This is a genomic window from Xanthomarina gelatinilytica (genome assembly GCF_000348685.1).
In the GTDB taxonomy this organism is placed as follows: domain Bacteria; phylum Bacteroidota; class Bacteroidia; order Flavobacteriales; family Flavobacteriaceae; genus Xanthomarina; species Xanthomarina gelatinilytica.
This window is the reverse complement of sequence record NZ_ANLA01000007.1, coordinates 18,798-37,221: the sequence shown is the minus strand read 5'-3', so window position 1 is coordinate 37,221 and position 18,424 is coordinate 18,798. Positions and strand designations below refer to the sequence as shown.

General features: G+C 35.6%; 15 protein-coding genes and 1 pseudogene. 8 read left to right on the top strand and 8 right to left on the bottom strand.

Annotated features, from left to right (window positions below):
- Positions 1-83 precede the first annotated feature (83 nt).
- Positions 84-2,516, top strand: coding sequence for a S9 family peptidase (locus tag D778_RS05450; RefSeq protein ID WP_007648506.1), 2,433 nt, complete (start codon positions 84-86; stop codon positions 2,514-2,516).
- A 153-nt stretch (positions 2,517-2,669) separates the two neighbouring features.
- Here D778_RS05450 and D778_RS05445 read toward each other — a convergent pair whose 3' ends face one another.
- Complete coding sequence (locus D778_RS05445) at positions 2,670-4,238, bottom strand: GMC oxidoreductase (protein ID WP_007648504.1); 1,569 nt, start codon at positions 4,236-4,238, stop codon at positions 2,670-2,672.
- Positions 4,239-4,506: 268 nt separating this feature from the next.
- Here D778_RS05445 and htpG point away from each other — a divergent pair, with 268 nt between their 5' ends.
- Positions 4,507-6,414: a molecular chaperone HtpG gene (gene htpG, locus D778_RS05440; protein WP_007648502.1), complete on the top strand. Its 1,908-nt coding sequence runs from the start codon at positions 4,507-4,509 to the stop codon at positions 6,412-6,414.
- Positions 6,415-6,496: 82 nt separating this feature from the next.
- Here htpG and D778_RS05435 read toward each other — a convergent pair whose 3' ends face one another.
- Positions 6,497-7,264 (bottom strand): hypothetical protein, encoded by a 768-nt coding sequence (locus tag D778_RS05435; RefSeq protein WP_040491583.1) that lies wholly within the window; start codon positions 7,262-7,264, stop codon positions 6,497-6,499.
- 326 nt (positions 7,265-7,590) lie between these two features.
- Between D778_RS05435 and D778_RS05430 the strand changes: the two genes are divergently transcribed.
- The 4 genes from D778_RS05430 to D778_RS05415 all read left to right on the top strand — a co-directional run bounded on the left by D778_RS05430 (position 7,591) and on the right by D778_RS05415 (position 12,181).
- Entirely contained in the window at positions 7,591-8,832 is a 1,242-nt protein-coding gene (locus D778_RS05430) for a DEAD/DEAH box helicase (RefSeq protein ID WP_007648498.1), read from the top strand.
- Between the two features lie 130 nt (positions 8,833-8,962).
- Entirely contained in the window at positions 8,963-9,937 is a 975-nt protein-coding gene (locus D778_RS05425) for a peptidase associated/transthyretin-like domain-containing protein (RefSeq protein ID WP_007648496.1), read from the top strand.
- A complete protein-coding gene (locus D778_RS05420) occupies positions 9,930-10,283 on the top strand; it encodes a DoxX family protein (RefSeq protein ID WP_040491579.1) in 354 nt (117 codons plus the stop codon). Before D778_RS05425 ends, D778_RS05420 begins: the two co-directional genes overlap by 8 nt.
- A gap of 62 nt (positions 10,284-10,345) precedes the next feature.
- Positions 10,346-12,181 (top strand): Xaa-Pro dipeptidyl-peptidase, encoded by a 1,836-nt coding sequence (locus D778_RS05415; RefSeq protein WP_007648487.1) that lies wholly within the window; start codon positions 10,346-10,348, stop codon positions 12,179-12,181.
- Here the strand turns inward: D778_RS05415 and D778_RS05410 are convergent.
- A pseudogene (locus D778_RS05410) lies at positions 12,178-12,912 on the bottom strand (uracil-DNA glycosylase family protein). The gene D778_RS05415 and the pseudogene D778_RS05410 overlap by 4 nt on opposite strands.
- 91 nt (positions 12,913-13,003) lie before the next feature.
- Between D778_RS05410 and D778_RS14290 the strand changes: the two are divergent.
- On the top strand, positions 13,004-13,141 hold the full coding sequence (locus D778_RS14290) for a 30S ribosomal protein THX (protein ID WP_007648484.1): 138 nt from the start codon (positions 13,004-13,006) through the stop codon (positions 13,139-13,141).
- Here the strand turns inward: D778_RS14290 and D778_RS05405 are convergent.
- The 5 genes from D778_RS05405 to D778_RS05385 form a co-directional block, all read right to left on the bottom strand.
- Positions 13,131-13,469 (bottom strand): hypothetical protein, encoded by a 339-nt coding sequence (locus D778_RS05405; RefSeq protein WP_007648483.1) that lies wholly within the window; start codon positions 13,467-13,469, stop codon positions 13,131-13,133. The two genes, D778_RS14290 and D778_RS05405, sit on opposite strands and share 11 nt — an antisense overlap.
- On the bottom strand, positions 13,426-14,184 hold the full coding sequence (yaaA, locus tag D778_RS05400) for a peroxide stress protein YaaA (RefSeq protein ID WP_007648482.1): 759 nt from the start codon (positions 14,182-14,184) through the stop codon (positions 13,426-13,428). Before yaaA ends, D778_RS05405 begins: the two co-directional genes overlap by 44 nt.
- Positions 14,185-14,713: 529 nt before the next feature.
- Positions 14,714-15,583, bottom strand: a complete 870-nt coding sequence (locus D778_RS05395; RefSeq protein ID WP_155949893.1) for a hypothetical protein — start codon at positions 15,581-15,583, stop codon at positions 14,714-14,716.
- A 141-nt stretch (positions 15,584-15,724) separates the two neighbouring features.
- Positions 15,725-16,759, bottom strand: a complete 1,035-nt coding sequence (locus D778_RS05390) for an RluA family pseudouridine synthase (RefSeq protein WP_007648480.1) — start codon at positions 16,757-16,759, stop codon at positions 15,725-15,727.
- A 1-nt stretch (position 16,760) separates the two neighbouring features.
- Positions 16,761-17,324 carry a PASTA domain-containing protein gene (locus tag D778_RS05385; RefSeq protein WP_007648478.1) on the bottom strand — a complete coding sequence of 188 codons (564 nt, stop codon included), beginning with the start codon at positions 17,322-17,324 and terminating at the stop codon, positions 16,761-16,763.
- Positions 17,325-17,428: 104 nt separating this feature from the next.
- On the opposite strand from D778_RS05385, the gene D778_RS05380 reads away from it, so the two are divergent.
- A complete protein-coding gene (locus tag D778_RS05380) occupies positions 17,429-18,403 on the top strand; it encodes a D-alanine--D-alanine ligase (protein WP_007648476.1) in 975 nt (324 codons plus the stop codon).
- Positions 18,404-18,424: the final 21 nt, after the last annotated feature.

Here is an 18,424-nt window from a genome sequence, read left to right as displayed (position 1 = left end):
TAAAAAACCGTCATTTTTAACACGTTTTTAATAATTACATACCGAAGTTTTAGTAGCTTTAAAAACCAAAAACATACATCAATATGAAAACATCTTTATTTTATTTGTTTTTGTTTGTGACTACCTTAAGTTTCGGACAAGAAAACCTTAGCTATCAAAAACCACCACAAAGCATTTTAGAATTGGCCGAAGCGCCTCTAGCTCCAAGCATTCAAATAGACAGTAAAGGAAAAAACATTGTTTTTCTGTACAGGAGCAATTTTAAAAGCATTGAGGAACTTTCTGAAACCGAGATGCGTTTAGGAGGTTTGCGTATCAATCCTGTGACCAATATAGGCAGCAGAACCAGATACTTTATAAATTTAAAAGTAAGGGTTGGCCAAGATGGCAACATACAAGACGTTAATGGTTTGCCTGAAAACGGTCGTTTTGCAAACTTTTCTTGGTCGCCAAATCAAGAGTATATGGCCTTTACCAATACGGTAACTTCAGGGGTTGAGCTTTGGGTATTGGACATTGAAAATGCCAAAGCCAAAAAACTAAGCCAGGCCAATTTAAATGCCAATATGGGAAGGCCTTTTACTTGGTATAAAGACAGCAATTCGCTTTTAGTGACCACGCTTCCAGAAAATAGAAAGGATTTAATAGATACAACAGAAGCCATTCCTACAGGCCCAACAGTTTCTGTAAGTGAAGCTGGTGTAGAAGCACAGAACAGAACCTATCAGGATTTGCTTAAAAACAAAAATGATGAATACAATTTTGAACTTTTAACCCAAGCAGAACTCCACAAAATAAACATGGATGGCTCTTCTAGTCTTTGGAAAAAAAGCGACATGTATCGCGATGTATCTTTTTCACCAGACGGCAATTATGTAATGGTCACTACCATTAACAGACCTTTTTCTTATTTGGTCCCTTATTACAGGTTTCCTTCAACTACCACTATTTACAAAGCCAATGGCGACTTTGTAAACACCTTCTTAGAAGTTCCTTTAATTGAAGATTTGCCAAAAGGGTTTATGGCAGAGCGTACAGGAAAAAGAGATGTAAACTGGCGAAACGACAAACCAGCAACCTTAGTTTGGACGGAAGCCCTGGATGGTGGAGACCCAGAGAACGAAGTCCCTTTTAGAGATGAAGTATTTATGCAGGACGCGCCCTTTACAGGTAAAATAACATCACTTTTAAAAACCAAAGACCGTTTTAGATATATTCAATGGGGAAATGACAATACGGCTTTAGCACATGATTATTGGTGGAACACCAGAAACACCAGAACCTATCTCTTTAATCCATCCAACAACAAACAAGAACCAAAAATAGTTTTCGATAGGAATTATCAAGATGTTTACAACAATCCTGGGAATTTTGTAAGTACCAAAAATGAGTTTGATGAGTATGTTTTGGAACTGGATAACAATAACGCATATCTTATAGGTGATGGTTATAGCGACGCTGGAAAATTTCCTTTTATAGATGAGATTAATCTGGAAACCCTACAAACCAACAGACTGTATCATTCAAAATTAACAGATCAAGTTGAAGACATTACCATGGCCTTAAATGCCAAACAAGGTGAGTATGTGGTTAGGATTGAATCAAAAAACCAATTTCCAAACTATTATATAAGAAACATAAAAAAACGCATAGGCTTACAACCATTAACCCAGTTCGAAAATCCGTTCAAAAGCATTCAAGATGTTCAAAAAGAAGTGATAAAATACAATCGTGCAGATGGTCTGGAATTAACCGGAACACTTTATTTGCCTACAGATTATGAAGCAGGCAAAAAGTATCCCATGATTATGTGGGCTTATCCTCAAGAATTTAAGGACAAAAGCAGTGCTGGACAAAACACCAAAAGTTCCAATGAGTTTACCTATCCTTGGTATGGTTCTCCCATATATTGGGTAACCAGAGGTTATGTGGTTTTGGACGATGCTTCTTTTCCCATAGTTGGTGAAGGAGACGAAGAACCTAACGACACCTTCATAGAGCAATTGGTTGCCAATGCAAAAGCTGCCATTGACGCTGTAGATGCTTTGGGATATATAGACAGGCATAAAGTAGCCGTTGGTGGTCATAGTTATGGTGCATTTATGACAGCCAATTTATTATCCCACTCCAACCTGTTTGCTGCAGGAATTGCCAGAAGTGGCGCTTATAACAGAACCTTAACCCCTTTTGGTTTTCAAAGTGAGGAGCGCAATTATTGGGAAGCGCCAGAAATTTATTACAACATGTCGCCTTTTATGCATGCAGACACCATGAAAACCCCTTTACTTTTAATTCATGGCGAAGCCGATAACAACTCTGGAACCTATCCGTTGCAAAGTGAACGTTATTTTAATGCTTTAAAAGGATTGGGAGCCCCTGTAAGATTGGTAATGCTGCCTAAAGAAAGTCATGGTTATGCTGCCAAAGAATCCATCCTGCACATGCTATGGGAACAAGATAAATGGCTGGAAGACCATGTAAAGAACAATACTGAAACTAAAAGTGGAACCAATTAAAAGAAACTGATTAAGCAACCTAAAAAAACCACCAAATTGGTGGTTTTTTTCTTATTGTCAACCCGACTTATTTATTTGAATAAATACCATGTTTTTTTAAGATTCTTCCCTATGCCCTTATTAACAATAAAATCTTAATTGCATGCTTTTCACCTATGCTTTTTTGGGTTCTATTTTGCTCATGGCATGCTCTGTAATGGCCGTAATGGACAATGACGGATTCACTCCTGGATTGGCAGAAATCATGGAGCCATCACAAACCAACATATTTTGGTAACCAAATACTTTATTATGTTTATCAATTACTCCCTTTGAAGTATCTTTTGCCATCACTGCACCTCCTAAAATATGCGCTGTAGTTGGTGTTCCCAACATAGCATCCGTAAAATTGGCATATGGAATACCCTTCACTTTTTCTGCTACTTGTTTTCCCAAAGCCATAGCTTCTGGAATAAAAGCGCTTGGTTTGGTTCCAGATTCCTTAACCGTTTTCATTTTGGTTAATTTGCCCAATTTAATTTGTAACGTGCTATCCAAGGTTTGCATAAACAATAGAATGGTAGTACGTTGTGCATATTTTTTGGAGAAGATGGTTTTAAAAAATCGGGTAGGTTGTTTAAAAAACAAACCGATAATGCCTAGCAACCTAAATAGAGCAAATTTTTTATAGATGGTTGGCATGGTTAAAGCCTTAGAAAAACTGGAACCTTCTCCATATCTTACAGGTTCCAAATGGCTATTTTTATCTGTATGCAGAATGGAACCAATGGCAATCCCTTTAGAATAATCTTTCGGATTTTTATCTGTAGAAGTTACCAATAACAAAGACTCATTATTGGTTCGGATGTTTTTCCCTACAACGTCAGATAACTTTGGCAAAGAGGTTTTTTTCAATTTTAAAAGCAATGGAACCGTTCCCATAACGCCTCCTGAAAAAATTACTCCTTTGCTTGTAACGCTTGCTCTACTTTTTTTTCCCATGCTTGACTTAAAATCAATTCTATAACCATTGGAACCATCATCCTTTCCTAACACAGAAACATTAAACACTTCCTTTTCTGCAAGAATTTTGGCTCCAAGCTGTTGTGCCAAATACAAATAGTTTTTATCCAAGGTGTTTTTGGCATTATATCTACAGCCTGTCATACAGGCTCCACAAAACACACAACCAGTCCTGTCTGGTCCTTTACCTTTAAAATAAGGGTCAGGTACAGTTTTACCAGCTTCCCCAAAATACACAGCTACTTTGGTGGCTTCAAAATGAGTTTCTTTTCCAATGTCTTTTGCCAAATCTTTTATCAGTTCATCCGAAGCATACAATTTTGGGTTGGTATTGGCCCCCAACATCTCGTAGGCCTTCGTGTAAAAAGGCTTTAGTTGGCATTCCCAATCATTTAAATGTGCCCAACTTCCAGTATTAAAGAATTCCTTTTTGGGAATTGGCAAGGTATTCGCATAGGTTAAAGAGCCTCCACCAACACCCACTCCAGACAGTACAGTGACATGATTTAAAAAGGTCATTTTAAAAAAACCATATAGGCTAACTCTTGGTTCCCAAAGCCATTTTTTTAGGTTCCAGTTGGTTTTAGGGAAATCCTTGCCCTTAAACCATTTTCCTTTTTCAATAATCAGGACTTTATAGCCTTTTTCAGAAAGCCTTAAAGCACTCACCGAGCCTCCAAAGCCACTACCAATAATTACATAATCGTAATCCAATTGCACAGTATTTCAGTTATTAGTATAAAATTTAAAGATAGCACTTAGAATAATATTTATTTTCAAAATATTTAAAAATTCAAAAAACTTGTTTTTTTATATCAAAAATCGTCAACCTCCAATTATAAATCATTGTGTCAGTTTGTCACTTATTCAGGCTTGGCATTTTTGTTGTTTTATAGATTGCATCAAAAACAAATATATTATTAACAGGATTCCCTTCTTTCCTGAAACGGGTTCAGCACATGCAAGGGAATGATAAATACCATAAATTATGACAAAAGGAAATATTAATGTTTCGGTAGAAAATATCTTTCCATTAATTAAAAAATTCCTGTATAGCGATCACGAAATCTTTTTACGTGAGTTAATTAGTAACGCTACAGATGCTACTTTAAAACTGAAACATTTAACAAGTATTGGAGAAGCTAAAGTAGAGTATGGTCAACCAAAAATTGAAGTAAAGATTGATAAAAAAGGCAAAAAATTGCACATTATCGATCAGGGAATTGGTATGACTGCTGAAGAAGTTGAAAAATACATTAACCAAATTGCATTTTCTGGTGCTGAAGAGTTTTTGGACAAATACAAGGATTCCGGAAAAGATGCTGGCATTATAGGACATTTTGGACTTGGATTCTATTCTGCTTTTATGGTTGCAGACAAAGTAGAGATCATTACCAAATCTTACAAAGACGAACCTGCTGCCCACTGGACTTGTGATGGGTCTCCTGAATTTTCTTTGGAGCCTTCCAAAAAAACAGAGCGAGGCACGGAAATCATTCTTCATATAGCTGAAGATTCAACCGAATTTTTAGAAGAAGCACGCATTCGTGAATTGCTTACCAAGTATAACAAGTTTATGCCTATTCCCATTAAATTTGGAACCAAGGAAATAAACGATCCGGATTTTACCCCTAAAACCACGAAAGACAAAGATGGCAAGGAAACTACAGAGCCACACAAAAAAATAACCGTTGATAACATCATCAACAACCCAAATCCTGCTTGGACCAAACAACCAACAGACCTAAAAGACGAAGATTATAAAAGTTTCTACAGGGAATTGTACCCTATGCAGTTCGAGGAGCCTTTATTCCACATTCATTTAAATGTAGATTACCCGTTCAATCTTACAGGGATTTTATATTTCCCAAAGATGACCAACGATTTAAACCTTCAAAAAGATAAAATACAACTTTATCAAAACCAGGTTTTTGTAACAGATAATGTAGAAGGCATCGTGCCAGAATTTTTAACCATGTTACGTGGTGTCATCGATTCGCCGGATATTCCATTAAACGTATCGCGTTCTTATTTGCAGGCTGATGGTGCTGTAAAAAAGATTTCATCTTACATTACCAGAAAGGTTGCAGATAAATTAAAATCGTTGTTTAACGAAAACCGTAAAGATTTTGAAGCCAAGTGGAACGATATTAAAATCGTGATTGAATATGGGATGCTTTCAGAAGATAAATTCTTTGAAAAAGCTGATGCCTTTGCGCTGTATCCAACAGTAGATGGTACGTATTATACCTATGAAGAGCTCTTCAACAAAATAAAAGCAAATCAAACAGACAAAGACGATAAATTAGTGATTTTGTATGCTTCCAATGAAGATGCCCAACACAGTTATATTGAAGCTGCCAAAGCCAAAGGTTACGAAGTCTTGTTATTGGATTCCCCAATTGTGAGTCATTTAATGCAAAAACTGGAATCCACAAAAGAAAACATTACTTTTTCCCGAGTAGATGCAGACCATATTGACAACTTGATCAAGAAAGAAGATACCAAGATTTCCAAATTAACCGATGAACAGAAAACTGAACTGGAAACCCTTTTAAAAGAAGTGATTCCTGCAGAAAAATTCTCGGTTCAACTAGAGACCATGGACAGCGAGGCCACTCCTTTTATGATTACCCAACCAGAATTTATGCGCAGAATGAAAGAAATGCAACAAACTGGTGGTGGTATGTTTGGAATGGGCAACATGCCAGACATGTACAACTTGGTTGTAAACACAAACTCTGAATTGGTTGGTGAAATATTGGCCACCAAAACCAAAAAGAAACAAGAACGTTTAATAAACCAAAGTTTGGATTTGGCCAGATTGTCTCAAGGACTTTTAAAAGGTCAAGAACTTACTAATTTCATTAAGCGTAGCTACGAGATGATCAAGTAAACTTGATTGTTATATAAAACTAAAAACCCACCTTTTAAACTTTAAAGGTGGGTTTTTTTATCAGTGATGTGTGATTGGTTGTTTAATCGCCACTTAGGTTTTTATTGTATATCCAAATTTCATCAAACGTATCTTCAATAAGATGGTCTCTTGCTTCCAGAAAATCCTGGAAACTGTTTTTTTCATAAATTTTTTCGAATGCTTCTTTAAAATTTGGTCCCTCTTTATCAAACTCAGTCCAACTTTTATTAAAGCTAACAGATGCCACATGTCTACCCAGGTTTCCTTGTATAAACTCGTTGTAATACAATCCCCAAGGGTTATCGCCTGGCATGGATTTTATTGTGCTGCTCACTTTCTTAAAAAAATCTTTCATTAAATATTGACCATCATTTTTAAGCTCCATGATTCTTACAAATAAAATTGGATACTTAACACTTTCTCCAGCAAGCATAGCTGTATTGGATAGGTCATCGTCTTGCGTCCAATATTCAACAGTGTGAATTTTTTTAATATAAGGCATCACATTGTCCCTCCAATCTATATCATGTGCTCCTTCAGGTCTGGAATCGTTGTGTTTAAACATCATGGGACCCATTTGCCAGATTAAACTTCCTGCATTTGGCCCAGAGGAAATATTATAAACAACAGCCTTATGTGGCCCGTTTTTATGATACATTTCGTTGTGCTTTCTCATGTTTTCTTCAAAGACTTTTAGATTTGTATAATCTGGAGTCAGCAAAACTGTTTCCCACATGGAATAATTTTTCGATTCTTGAGCTTCAGCTTGATATGAAACCCCTAAAACCATGACTAGCATCCCTATAGATGCAATACATTTTTTTAACATAATTTAATAATTTAATTGATTAATAGCATTACTTGCAACCCTTGCAAATAGATAAGTAAATAACTTTAACTGATAATGATATAATAAAAAGGTTGTTACAAACCCATTTAAGATAAAGATCGGTGTTTGGAGATGTTTAAAGATAGACGATTACAAGTCGGATTATCAAGCGCTTAGGGACGAAACAAGGGTTTCATTGTCCGAAGACTACTTTTAACTTATCTAAGCTAAAAAATGGTGCAAACATATTATTACAGCAATTAAAAGATATCTTTCACAAAATGAATCCTTTAAATTTCAACTATCTTTGTTGAAAATATTCATCTATGTCGTTTAAAGACTTACAACTTATAAATCCACTTTTAAAAGCCATTGAAGAGCAAGGTTATACCATTCCCACGCTCGTGCAGCAGAAAACCATTCCGTTGGTTCTGGCAAAAAAAGATGTGATTACCTCTGCACAAACCGGAACCGGAAAAACGGCTGCGTTTGCATTACCCATATTACAATTGTTATTTGAAAAACAAGATGCTCCCAAAGGAGGCAAAAAAATTAAAGCGCTCATAGTAAGTCCTACAAGAGAATTGGCTTTACAAATTGGGAATAATTTTAAGGCATATGGTAGGCATACCAATTTAAGGGCAACTGTTATTTTTGGTGGTACGTCCATAGAACCCCAAATCGATGTCCTAACCAAAGGGGTTGATATTTTAGTGGCAACGCCTGGAAGACTGATTGATTTACACAAACAAGAGATGGTCGATTTAAGCCACGTTGAAATTTTGGTACTGGATGAAGCAGACCTCATGCTGGATATGGGATTTATTGATGATGTAAAACATATTGAAAGCTTATGCCCTAAACAAAAGCAAATTTTATTGTTTTCGGCAACCATGCCTTTTAAAGTAGAGCAATTGGCAAACACCATCTTAACACAACCAGAACGCATAGAAGTGGCACAAACCTCTTCTGCAGCAAAAACAGTGGGACAAATATTGTATTATGTACCAAAACGCAATAAAATAGAACTGTGTTTGCATTTGTTAAGAAACGAAATTAAAGGAAGTATCCTTATTTTTAGACGTACTAAATTTGGAGTAGACAAATTAGAACAAACCCTTATTAAAAATGGATATCAGGTGGAAACACTACATGGAGACAAATCGCAAACCGATAGACAAACGGCTTTGAAAAAATTTAAAAGTGGCATGGTAAACATCTTAATTGTTACAGATGTGGCTGCCAGAGGGATAGACATCAATGAATTGGATGCCGTTATTAATTTCGATTTGCCAAACATACCTGAAACTTATGTCCATAGAATTGGAAGAACAGGACGTGCTGGAAACTCTGGTATGTCTTACTCGTTTTGCAGTGCAGACGAAAAAAACTATGTTCAAACCATTCAGCAATTGATACAGGTCCAAATTCCGGTTGAAGAACAGCATCCTTATCCATTGGACCCAAAAGCCAAAGCCATTGTTCATAAACCCAAACAATCTGGAAGTAAACATAAAAAGGGCAGAAAAAGCCAAGCTTCAAAAAAGAAAAAGAAACGCTGGTACTAATTTTGATCTAAAAAGCAGACCAGAGAGTCATGTCTTTGACATTTTTTCACTTAAAATCCTGTTAATATCAATGAACAGGATTTTTTTTAACTATCTTTAAATTTCATTTTCAAATTTGTCCATAAAGCTTATGTTTAAGCAAAGTATCTTATTATTCTTTTGTTCAATTACCAGTTTTGCGCAAACCATTATTATCGATTCACAAACCAAGCATCCTGTGTCTTATGCAACCATTTCTTTCGGGAACGGACAAGGGGTTTTTGCAGACGATGAAGGCATGTTTGTTTTTACAAAGAAAATATATCCAGACATTGATTCCCTTTTTATTTCCGCATTAGGATTTAAAGATTTACATATATCTTCGGAAACAGTATCAGACACACTACAACTCCAACCATTTATAGATGAATTGGACGAGGTTGTGGTTCGTGCCAAAATAGACAGAAAATATAAGGAAGAAACCATTAAACCTTATCTGGATGACGATTATTATGCCTGTTGGCTTCCAACCATTGAATCTGAAATTGCCGTATATTTTAAAAATCCAGATACCAAGCTCAAAAAATTAACAGAAATACAATTTCCCATTGCCTTGGAATCTGTGGACTGGGAAAAGAGACATAAAGCAAATGCTGAAAAAAAACCTTTTTCCACATTGTTCAAAGTGAAAGTGTACCTCAATAACAATGGATTTCCAGGCAAACCCTTAAGCTACGAGAACATGGTATTTAGAGTCACTGAAAAAGATGGAGATGCTTATGCCATGGATGTCTCTGCTTACGATATTTATATTCCGGATTCCGGTTTTTTTGTTTCCTTACAGGTATTGGGTTATACAGATGATTCTGGAAAACTTTTGCCAAATAAAAAATATAAGGAAATAAAATCTAGAGGTCAGACCGTAAAAATTCCAACCAATTTTAGACCACTTTTACCTTTTACCAACGAAATACCTGAAAACAACACCTATATTAAACGGGTGTTCGTTAACCATAATCAATGGATTCAATTTAAAAAAGAAAACATTAACGATTCCAGTTTGTTAAAAGCAGGATTGAACAATTATGGCATCGGAATCTCCTACAAAGCGTTTAAAGATGAGTAATCCTTGGCACCTATACCTTATGGCTTTTTTATATATCTCAGCTGGTATCATGCATTTTATAAGGCCTAAAATGTATATGAGAATCATGCCAAAGTACCTACCCAACCATAAGTTTTTGGTTTTATTAAGTGGTATTTCAGAAATAGTTTTGGGAATTGCTTTATGTTTCAATAGCAGCAGAGCCTTTGCTATTTATGGCATAATAGCCATGTTAGCAGTGTTTTTATTGGTTCATGTCTACATGCTTTCAAGTGAAAAAGCAGGAGCAGGCATCCCACAATGGATTTTAATTTTAAGAATCCCTCTCCAGTTTGCGCTTATGGCTTGGGCTTGGTTATATCTCTAACTTGCTTTTACAATTAAAAAAAACGACCTTAGTAAACATCAAATAAATACATTTTTTAGAACATGAAAACATCATTAAAATTAGCACTCAATGTCCTGTTTTTAGTAACCTTCTCTTTTTCTTTTTCACAAGAAAAAGCGACTCCGGTTTTTGAAAATGGTGAAGCTCAAATTGTTCCAGCATTCAGTAAACCTGAAAGCTGGATTAGACACGATTTATGGGTTGAAACAGAATTCGATACAGATGGCGACGGCAAATTGGACCGAATGCATGTATCTGTTACCAGACCACCACAAACAGATACAGAAAATTTAAAACTTCCTGTTATTTATGTGTCAAGTCCTTATTTTGCTGGTGTAGCACAAAATGAAGAAGGTTTATTTTGGGATGTAAAGCACGAATTGGGAGAAGCTGCCAAAGAACGAGTGCATCCTGAGGTAAAGCGTATGGGACAAAGACCTGTAATTTCTAACTCGCATATTTTAAAATGGGTACCAAGAGGTTACATCGTGGTACATTCATCGTCACCCGGAACAGGTCTTTCAGATGGTTCGCCAACTGTTGGTGGCGACAACGAATCCCTTGCTCCCAAAGCTGTAATAGAATGGTTAACCGGCAAAGCGAAAGGTTATACCGAACGTGAAGGTAACGAAGAGGTTACAGCCTATTGGTCTACTGGAAAAGTTGGCATGACAGGTACATCTTATAATGGTACTATTCCGTTAGCTGCTGCAACCACTGGAGTTGAAGGTTTGGAAGCCATTATACCTATTGCGCCAAATACATCCTATTATCATTATTATAGATCCAATGGTTTGGTAAGATCTCCAGGAGGTTATTTAGGGGAAGATATCGACGTGCTTTACGATTTTATCCATAGTGGCGATGAATCTAAACGCGCTTATGGCAATCGCGTTATTAGAGATACCGAAATGAAAAATGGCATGGACAGACTAACGGGTGATTACAACGATTTCTGGGCCGGACGAGATTATTTAAACGATATGGAACCTATGAAAGCTGCATTATTGATGTCTCATGGTTTTAACGATTGGAATGTGATGCCAGAACACAGTTATAGAATTTATGAACAGGCAAAAAAACAGGACATTCCTGCTCAAATATATTATCATCAAAATGGTCATGGTGGACCTCCTCCAATCAGCATGATGAACAGATGGTTTACCCATTATTTACACGGTATTGACAATGGTGTGGAAAACGATGCCAAGGCTTGGATTGTTAGGGAAAATGATGCTCCAGATAGCCCAACTTCCTATAAGGACTATCCAAATCCAGATGCTTCGGAAGTGACTTTATTTCTTGAAAATGGAGGCTTAAAAACAGGCTCCTTAACCATTGAGAAGCCTAAAAATCAAGGAAAAGAAACCTTGGTGGACGATTATCAATTTTCGGGAGACGATTTGGCACAAGCTGAAAGTTCAAACAATCGTTTGTTGTACGTAACCCAAACGCTTTCTAAAGATGTGCACCTTTCTGGTTTAGCAAACGCAACCATTACTTTGGCCAGTAGCAAACCTGCAGCCAACTTATCGGTTTGGTTGGTGTCTTTACCTTGGAATACGGATAAAAACGCTAAAATTACTGATAATATTATTACTCGAGGTTGGGCAGATCCACAGAACCACAAATCTTTTACCGAAAGTGAGCCTTTGGTGCCAGGGAAATTTTATACCATATCATTCGATTTACAACCAGACGATCAAATTATCCCTAAAGGGCAGCAGATTGCTTTAATGATTTTTTCCAGTGACAATCAATATACCTTATTGCCAAATCCTGGAACGGAGTTGACTATAGACTTAGAAAAAACGTCACTTCGTTTACCTGTAGTTGGTGGAGAAAAAGCCTTAAAAAGTGCTATGGAAACCCCTTAAAAAAACTCACGATATTGCATGATTCTAAAATCCAGGGTATTGAACTCTGGGTTTTTTTGTTTAAGCTGTTTGTACAAAGGCATGCTTCCAACAGCTCTGTTGGCTGCTCCCGAAGGTGCTGTTAAGGAAACGGTTTTAATGATTCTTTTGTCATTTTTAAAAGAGCTTTGCGATTGAGGAATCTCATCATTCCAATTACTTGTCATGGATGCTTCACTGCGTTCAGAATGACATAACTCAAATTGATGGATTCTAGGGACTTCATTGGAAACCAGTTCCTATTTCAGATTGTATTCCTTTAAATGTTTTCTGAAAAAATATTCTGGGCCATTTTTACTGTTTCCACCTGTAAACAACAAGGTGTCCACATTTGGAAACTCCTTTAAGTAGCCAACCAAATCCCTTAACACAATATTTTGCATGCCTAAATCCGAAGCATCTATTTTTTCGCGTTCGGCACTTTCAACCATATCGCAAATACCTATTCCTCTATCCAATAAAAATTGCTTGCGTTGGTATATGGCTTCTTTGGTGTTTTCATATTTTAAACCCAACTCAAATATGGTGTCTAAAATTTTCCATAACTGACCATCAGTGCTTCCGTAGCAAAAATCGACATCTGCTGGTTTTAAATCTCCAATGGTGAATCTAGGAGGTGGTAACGTGCCAACAATTAATTTGGTAGCATGTTTGGGGATAAAGGGTTTGTATGGATGCTGATGCTTGAACATGAAATGCTTGATTTATATGCTTATTTTTTGTATGTTATATTAAATAAAAAAGTTTAATTAAAAAAGAATCTCATTTTGATGAGAACATATTATGGGAAAAGGAGACAAAAAAACCAAGAGAGGTAAAATTCATCGAGGCACTTTTGGTGTAAGACGACCACGAATAAAAAAACGTCCTCGATTGGAAGATCAGTTAAACGTTAATAAGAAGGTTAGCCCTAAACCTTGATATAAGTAGCCAGTTTCTTGCCAATGGCATAGGCACCTACTATGGACAGAACAACTATTAGAATGTTGGAGAAAATATAGACTGTATAAAGCAAAACATTTTCTTTAGAGTTGATGCAAAATGTGTCTGTGATACAGGTTTCAAGTGTTTCTTCGTAAATTTGAAGCAACAAAAAACTCAACACAAACAAAACCAACAGGGCAACCAAAATATATTGAAACGTTTTGTTTTTAGGTTTTTTACCAGTAGGTTTAAAAGCGTTTCGCTGGTCTTCGGTACGTTTGTTATCTTGTAAAGACCAAACGGTTTTCTTTGGAGAGTTGTTCATGAAATCTGTAATTTTCAAGGTTAAAACCTTTAATATCTTCTAAAGTTTTGGCATTGGTATCTATAATATAACGTGCCATTAAACCTCTTGCCAATTTTGCAAAAATACCAATGGTTTTATAGTCGCCATTTTTAAGTTCCTTAAAATCGATTTCTATTACTGGGACTTTCAGGGTTTTGGAATCAATGGCTTTAAAATATTCGTTACTGGCTAGGTTTAGAAACAGTTCGTTGTCTTCCAATTCCTCATTTAGGGCTTTGGTGACTTTCTTTTTCCAGAATTCATAGAGGTTTTTATTTTTTCCAATGGAAAGCTTGGTTCCCATTTCCAATCGGTAAGGCTGTATCAAATCCAAAGGTTTTAAAACGCCGTATAAGCCAGAAAGGATCCTTACGGTATCCTGTAATTTATCAATGTTTTTTGTATCTAAAGTATACACATCCAAGCCTCTGTACACATCGCCATTAAAAGCATAAACGGCTGGTCTGGCATTGTCTTTTGTAAAAGGTAATTGCCACTCTTGATTGCGCTGGTAATTTAATTGCGCTAAATCGTCTGAAATGCTCATGAGTTTAGACAAACTCTTAGCTGATTTTTTTTTAAGTAATTTATTGATGCGTTCAGAATCTGACAGAAACTGTCCTTCAGATGTTTTTGTAGTTGGCAATTTAGATTCAAAATCGAGTGATTTTGCTGGTGATAATACAAGCTTCATATGTCTTCAAATTTGCTATTCAAAGTTACGGATAAAACCATAAAATAACGAATTCAAAATGTTATAATGAAGCTAAAAATATATGGTTTTGTTGTTTCCTTAATTTATTCAAGCACCAAATCTACATCACCAGAGACTAATCCTATACAACAACAACCCATTCTAACTTTATAACTACTACTAATAACTTCCATATCATTAATGAACCCTTTAAATAAAAGATCTTTTTCTTGGTGTAATTCTAGATTACCTATTTTCAATGGATCCTTACCTGATTGCTGATATTGTTCAAATATGGCTGGTGGAATTGACGGTGTTAGAACATCTCCTGTTGCAATGTCAATGACCTCATAAGAATCTAAAGGAACTGGATCCTGGTTTCCATCAATTATTAAAATGATAGGGATATAAATATCAGGTGAACAAGTAACACCTTCACATTCATCGACAATACTGTCATCATCACTTTTACATGAAATTTGTAGCAGCGTGAAGCATGATATGGTTTGGGTTTTATTACATATAGAAATTAAAATAGATCATAAATCCATTCGCCATTTTCATCATAGGTTAAATTCCAAGTTTGATTAACAATTTCTTGGGTTGGACCTAAAGTTGGTGTGGCATAATAATTATCATTTGGATAATCGTACCTATTGGAAGTTTTTCTATATTCAGTAAAATTATTTTTAGATAAAGACCTATTGAAAGTTTCCTCAAACATTTGAAGTTTTCTAAATGGGTTTTCAGCAGTATCGTAACCACTGAAATATTGAGTTTCTTTCTTTGAAAATATCGTATAAGACACTGAACTTTGTTTGCTCGAATAAATGCTTACAATACTATCTAAATTATCATTGGTATAATACAGATTTGATTCTTCAAAATAACGAACAGACCAATTTCCAATAGTTGATACTCTATTTGAGGTTTTAATATATGATACTAATTTCCCATTGCTATACGTGTAGTTTGTGGTGTCTCTTCCAGGATAGTCAGACTCATTGTATTTCATCTTTCGTATCATTCTATTATAAGCGTCTAATTCAATAATTGTTTCATTTTCTGGAATATAATTCTCTACAGATGGAGTTCCTTTTTTTTCAAGATGTACTTTATTATTAATATAAACTAAATCTGTATAAAGTGAATCGTGTAAATAACCTCCACCTCCACTATTAGGACTCAAATGAAACATATCTCCATTCCTTTTTATAATTCTGTTAGAATTATCATACTCGAAAGAAATAATATTACTATAATTAAAAAATGTAGATAAAGAGCCGTTATATTGCGCATAAAATCCGTGATAACTTTCAATATAAAAGTTATCTACAGGTTGTTCAATAACTTGTTCGCCTGAGTCATCATCATGACTACAACTGAAATTTGCTATCAAAGAAATTAATATACCGAAGAAAAAGAATTTGTTTTTTATCATCTTGTAGGTTTAATCATTGCAATATATATATAACCAACTTTTCTAAAAAATTTTAAACTTTTTATATGTTTAATTATTGTTGAATTATATAAAAACTTACTACATCTCCTGATGCTTCACATAATGCCTCCATTTTTCGATACATTGCTGCATATCTTGAGGGATTTCAGAATCAAACCTCATAAATTTTCCGGTTTTAGGATGTGTAAAACCTAGGGTTTTTGCGTGAAGTGCTTGTCTTGGTAAAACTTTAAAACAATTTTCAACAAACTGCTTGTATTTGGTAAAGGTGGTTCCTTTTAATATTTTTTCGCCTCCATAACGTTCATCGTTAAACAAAGTATGTCCAAGATGTTTCATGTGTACACGTATTTGGTGTGTACGCCCAGTTTCCAGTTTACAAGACACTAAGGTTACATATCCTAAACGCTCCAACACTTTATAATGTGTGACTGCTGGTTTGCCTTTGTCTTCATCGTCGCCATAAAATACCGTGTTTTGCAACCTGTTTTTTGGGTGGCGTCCAATATTGCCTTCTATGGTGCCTTCATCTTCTTCCATGTTTCCCCAAACAATAGCCACATATTCCCGTTCGCTGGTTTTATCAAAAAACTGTTTGGCCAAATGTGTCATGGTCTCTTCGTTTTTGGCAATAACCAAAAGGCCACTGGTATCTTTATCGATTCTGTGCACCAATCCTGGACGATTACTGGAATTGTTGGGCAGATTATCAAAATGGTAAATCAAAGCATTTATTAAAGTTCCAGAATAATTGCCATGCCCTGGATGCACCACCATGCCTGCTTCTTTGTTTACTACCAGCAAGTCGTTATCTTCATAAACAATGTTTAAAGAAATGTTCTCAGGAGTCAATAAATTCTCGTAAGGAGGATGCTCGAAAAGCACACGAATTACATCAAAAGGTTTTACCTTATAATTGGATTTTACTGGAACATCATTTACGTAAATGCTTCCATTTTTAGCTGCTGCTTGAATTTTATTACGTGTGGCATTTTCAATAAAATTCATTAAATATTTATCTATTCTTAGAGGTTGCTGTCCTTTTTCTGCAGTAAAGGTGTAATGTTCGTATAAATCGTCATCACTGTCTTGCTCTGGTGTAAAATCTGTCATGTTATTCTGAAGTTGGTCTGGTACCATTACCTAAGACCAAGTCTATTTTAGAGGTTTTTGGAAGCATATCTCCTGGCTTGATTTTTTCACCTTCAAAGCTCATATCCAAAACCATATCCTTGGCAATATTATCCACATAAGTAAGTTTCCCTATTTCAAAGCCTAAAGCTTCTAAGGTAGGTTTAGCCTGCCTAAACGTACGTTCCTTTAAGTCTGGTACCAATACTTTTCTGTAGCCAGAAGGGTTTAGGGTTAGATAAATTTTTCTGTTCTCTTTTACTTTTTCGCCAGCAATAGGATCTTGATCTATTACCGAAAACTTAGGGTAATCTGGGTTGTAATTGGAAGAATCCAAAATTTCCATAACCAGGTTGTTTTCATTCAATTCCAATTCTGCCACTTCTATGGATTTTCCCTTTAATTCTGGAACGGTCTCAAATTCACCATGATTGGTAGTTACTTTTAACCATTGTAACATAATAAAAGTCAAAACAAAAACAGCTACAACAGCTAAGATAAGTTGTTTTAAAAAGGTTTTACTTTTTAGAAAGTTTAAGAGGCTCATTTAAATTTATTTGTGCAACAAAGATATAAAAACAGAACTGTTTTTTCTTTTGCTTTTAATGTGATATTTTAGCTTAACGGTTTTTTCCATCGTTTCTTGTTTATATGAAAAAAAATATTGCCATCATTATGGGAGGTTTCTCTAGCGAATATGAAATCTCATTAAAAAGTGGAAACGTAGTTTACCAAACACTTAACAACGAAAAGTATGCAGCTTTTAGAATTCATGTTTTTGAAGACAAATGGGTTTATGTTGATGATGCAGACCAAGAATTTCCTGTAGACAAAAACGATTTCTCAATTACCATTAACCAAAAAAAAATAACATTCGATTGTGTGTTTAATGCCATTCATGGATCTCCTGGCGAAGATGGCTTTATGCAAGCCTACTTCAAGCTATTGAACATCCCTCAAACCAGTTGCAACATGTATCAAGCTGCACTTACTTTCAACAAACGGGACTGTTTAAGTGTATTAAAGCCTTATGGAATAAAAACAGCCGAAAGTTTTTACGTGAATCTAGGCGATGAGATAGATGCCAATGCCATAGTTAAAAAAGTTGGTTTACCGTGTTTTGTTAAAGCCAATAAGGCAGGAAGCAGTTTTGGAATCACCAAAGTTTATAAACTTGAAGATATGCATCAGGCCATTGACGTGGCTTTTAAAGAAGATGATGAAATTATAATAGAATCTTTTTTAGATGGCACAGAAGTCTCTGTTGGCGTTATTAAATACAAAGGTGAAACCACTGTATTGCCTATAACGGAAATTGTAAGCGACAACGATTTCTTTGATTATAAAGCCAAGTATTTAGGCGAATCGCAAGAAATAACTCCAGCAAGAATCAGTGATGACATGGCTGAAAAAGTAAGCAAAACAGCCAAGCAGGTTTATGATATTTTAAAAATGACCGGTTTTAGCAGAAGCGAATATATTTTTAAAGATGGGGAACCACATTTACTGGAAGTAAACACAGTTCCTGGTTTGACCAAAGCCAGTATTTTACCTCAACAAGCTGCTGCTGCAGGAATTAGCTTAACAGATTTGTTTGAGAATGCCATTGAAGAAGCCCTTAAATAGGAAACAAATAGGCCATCGCTG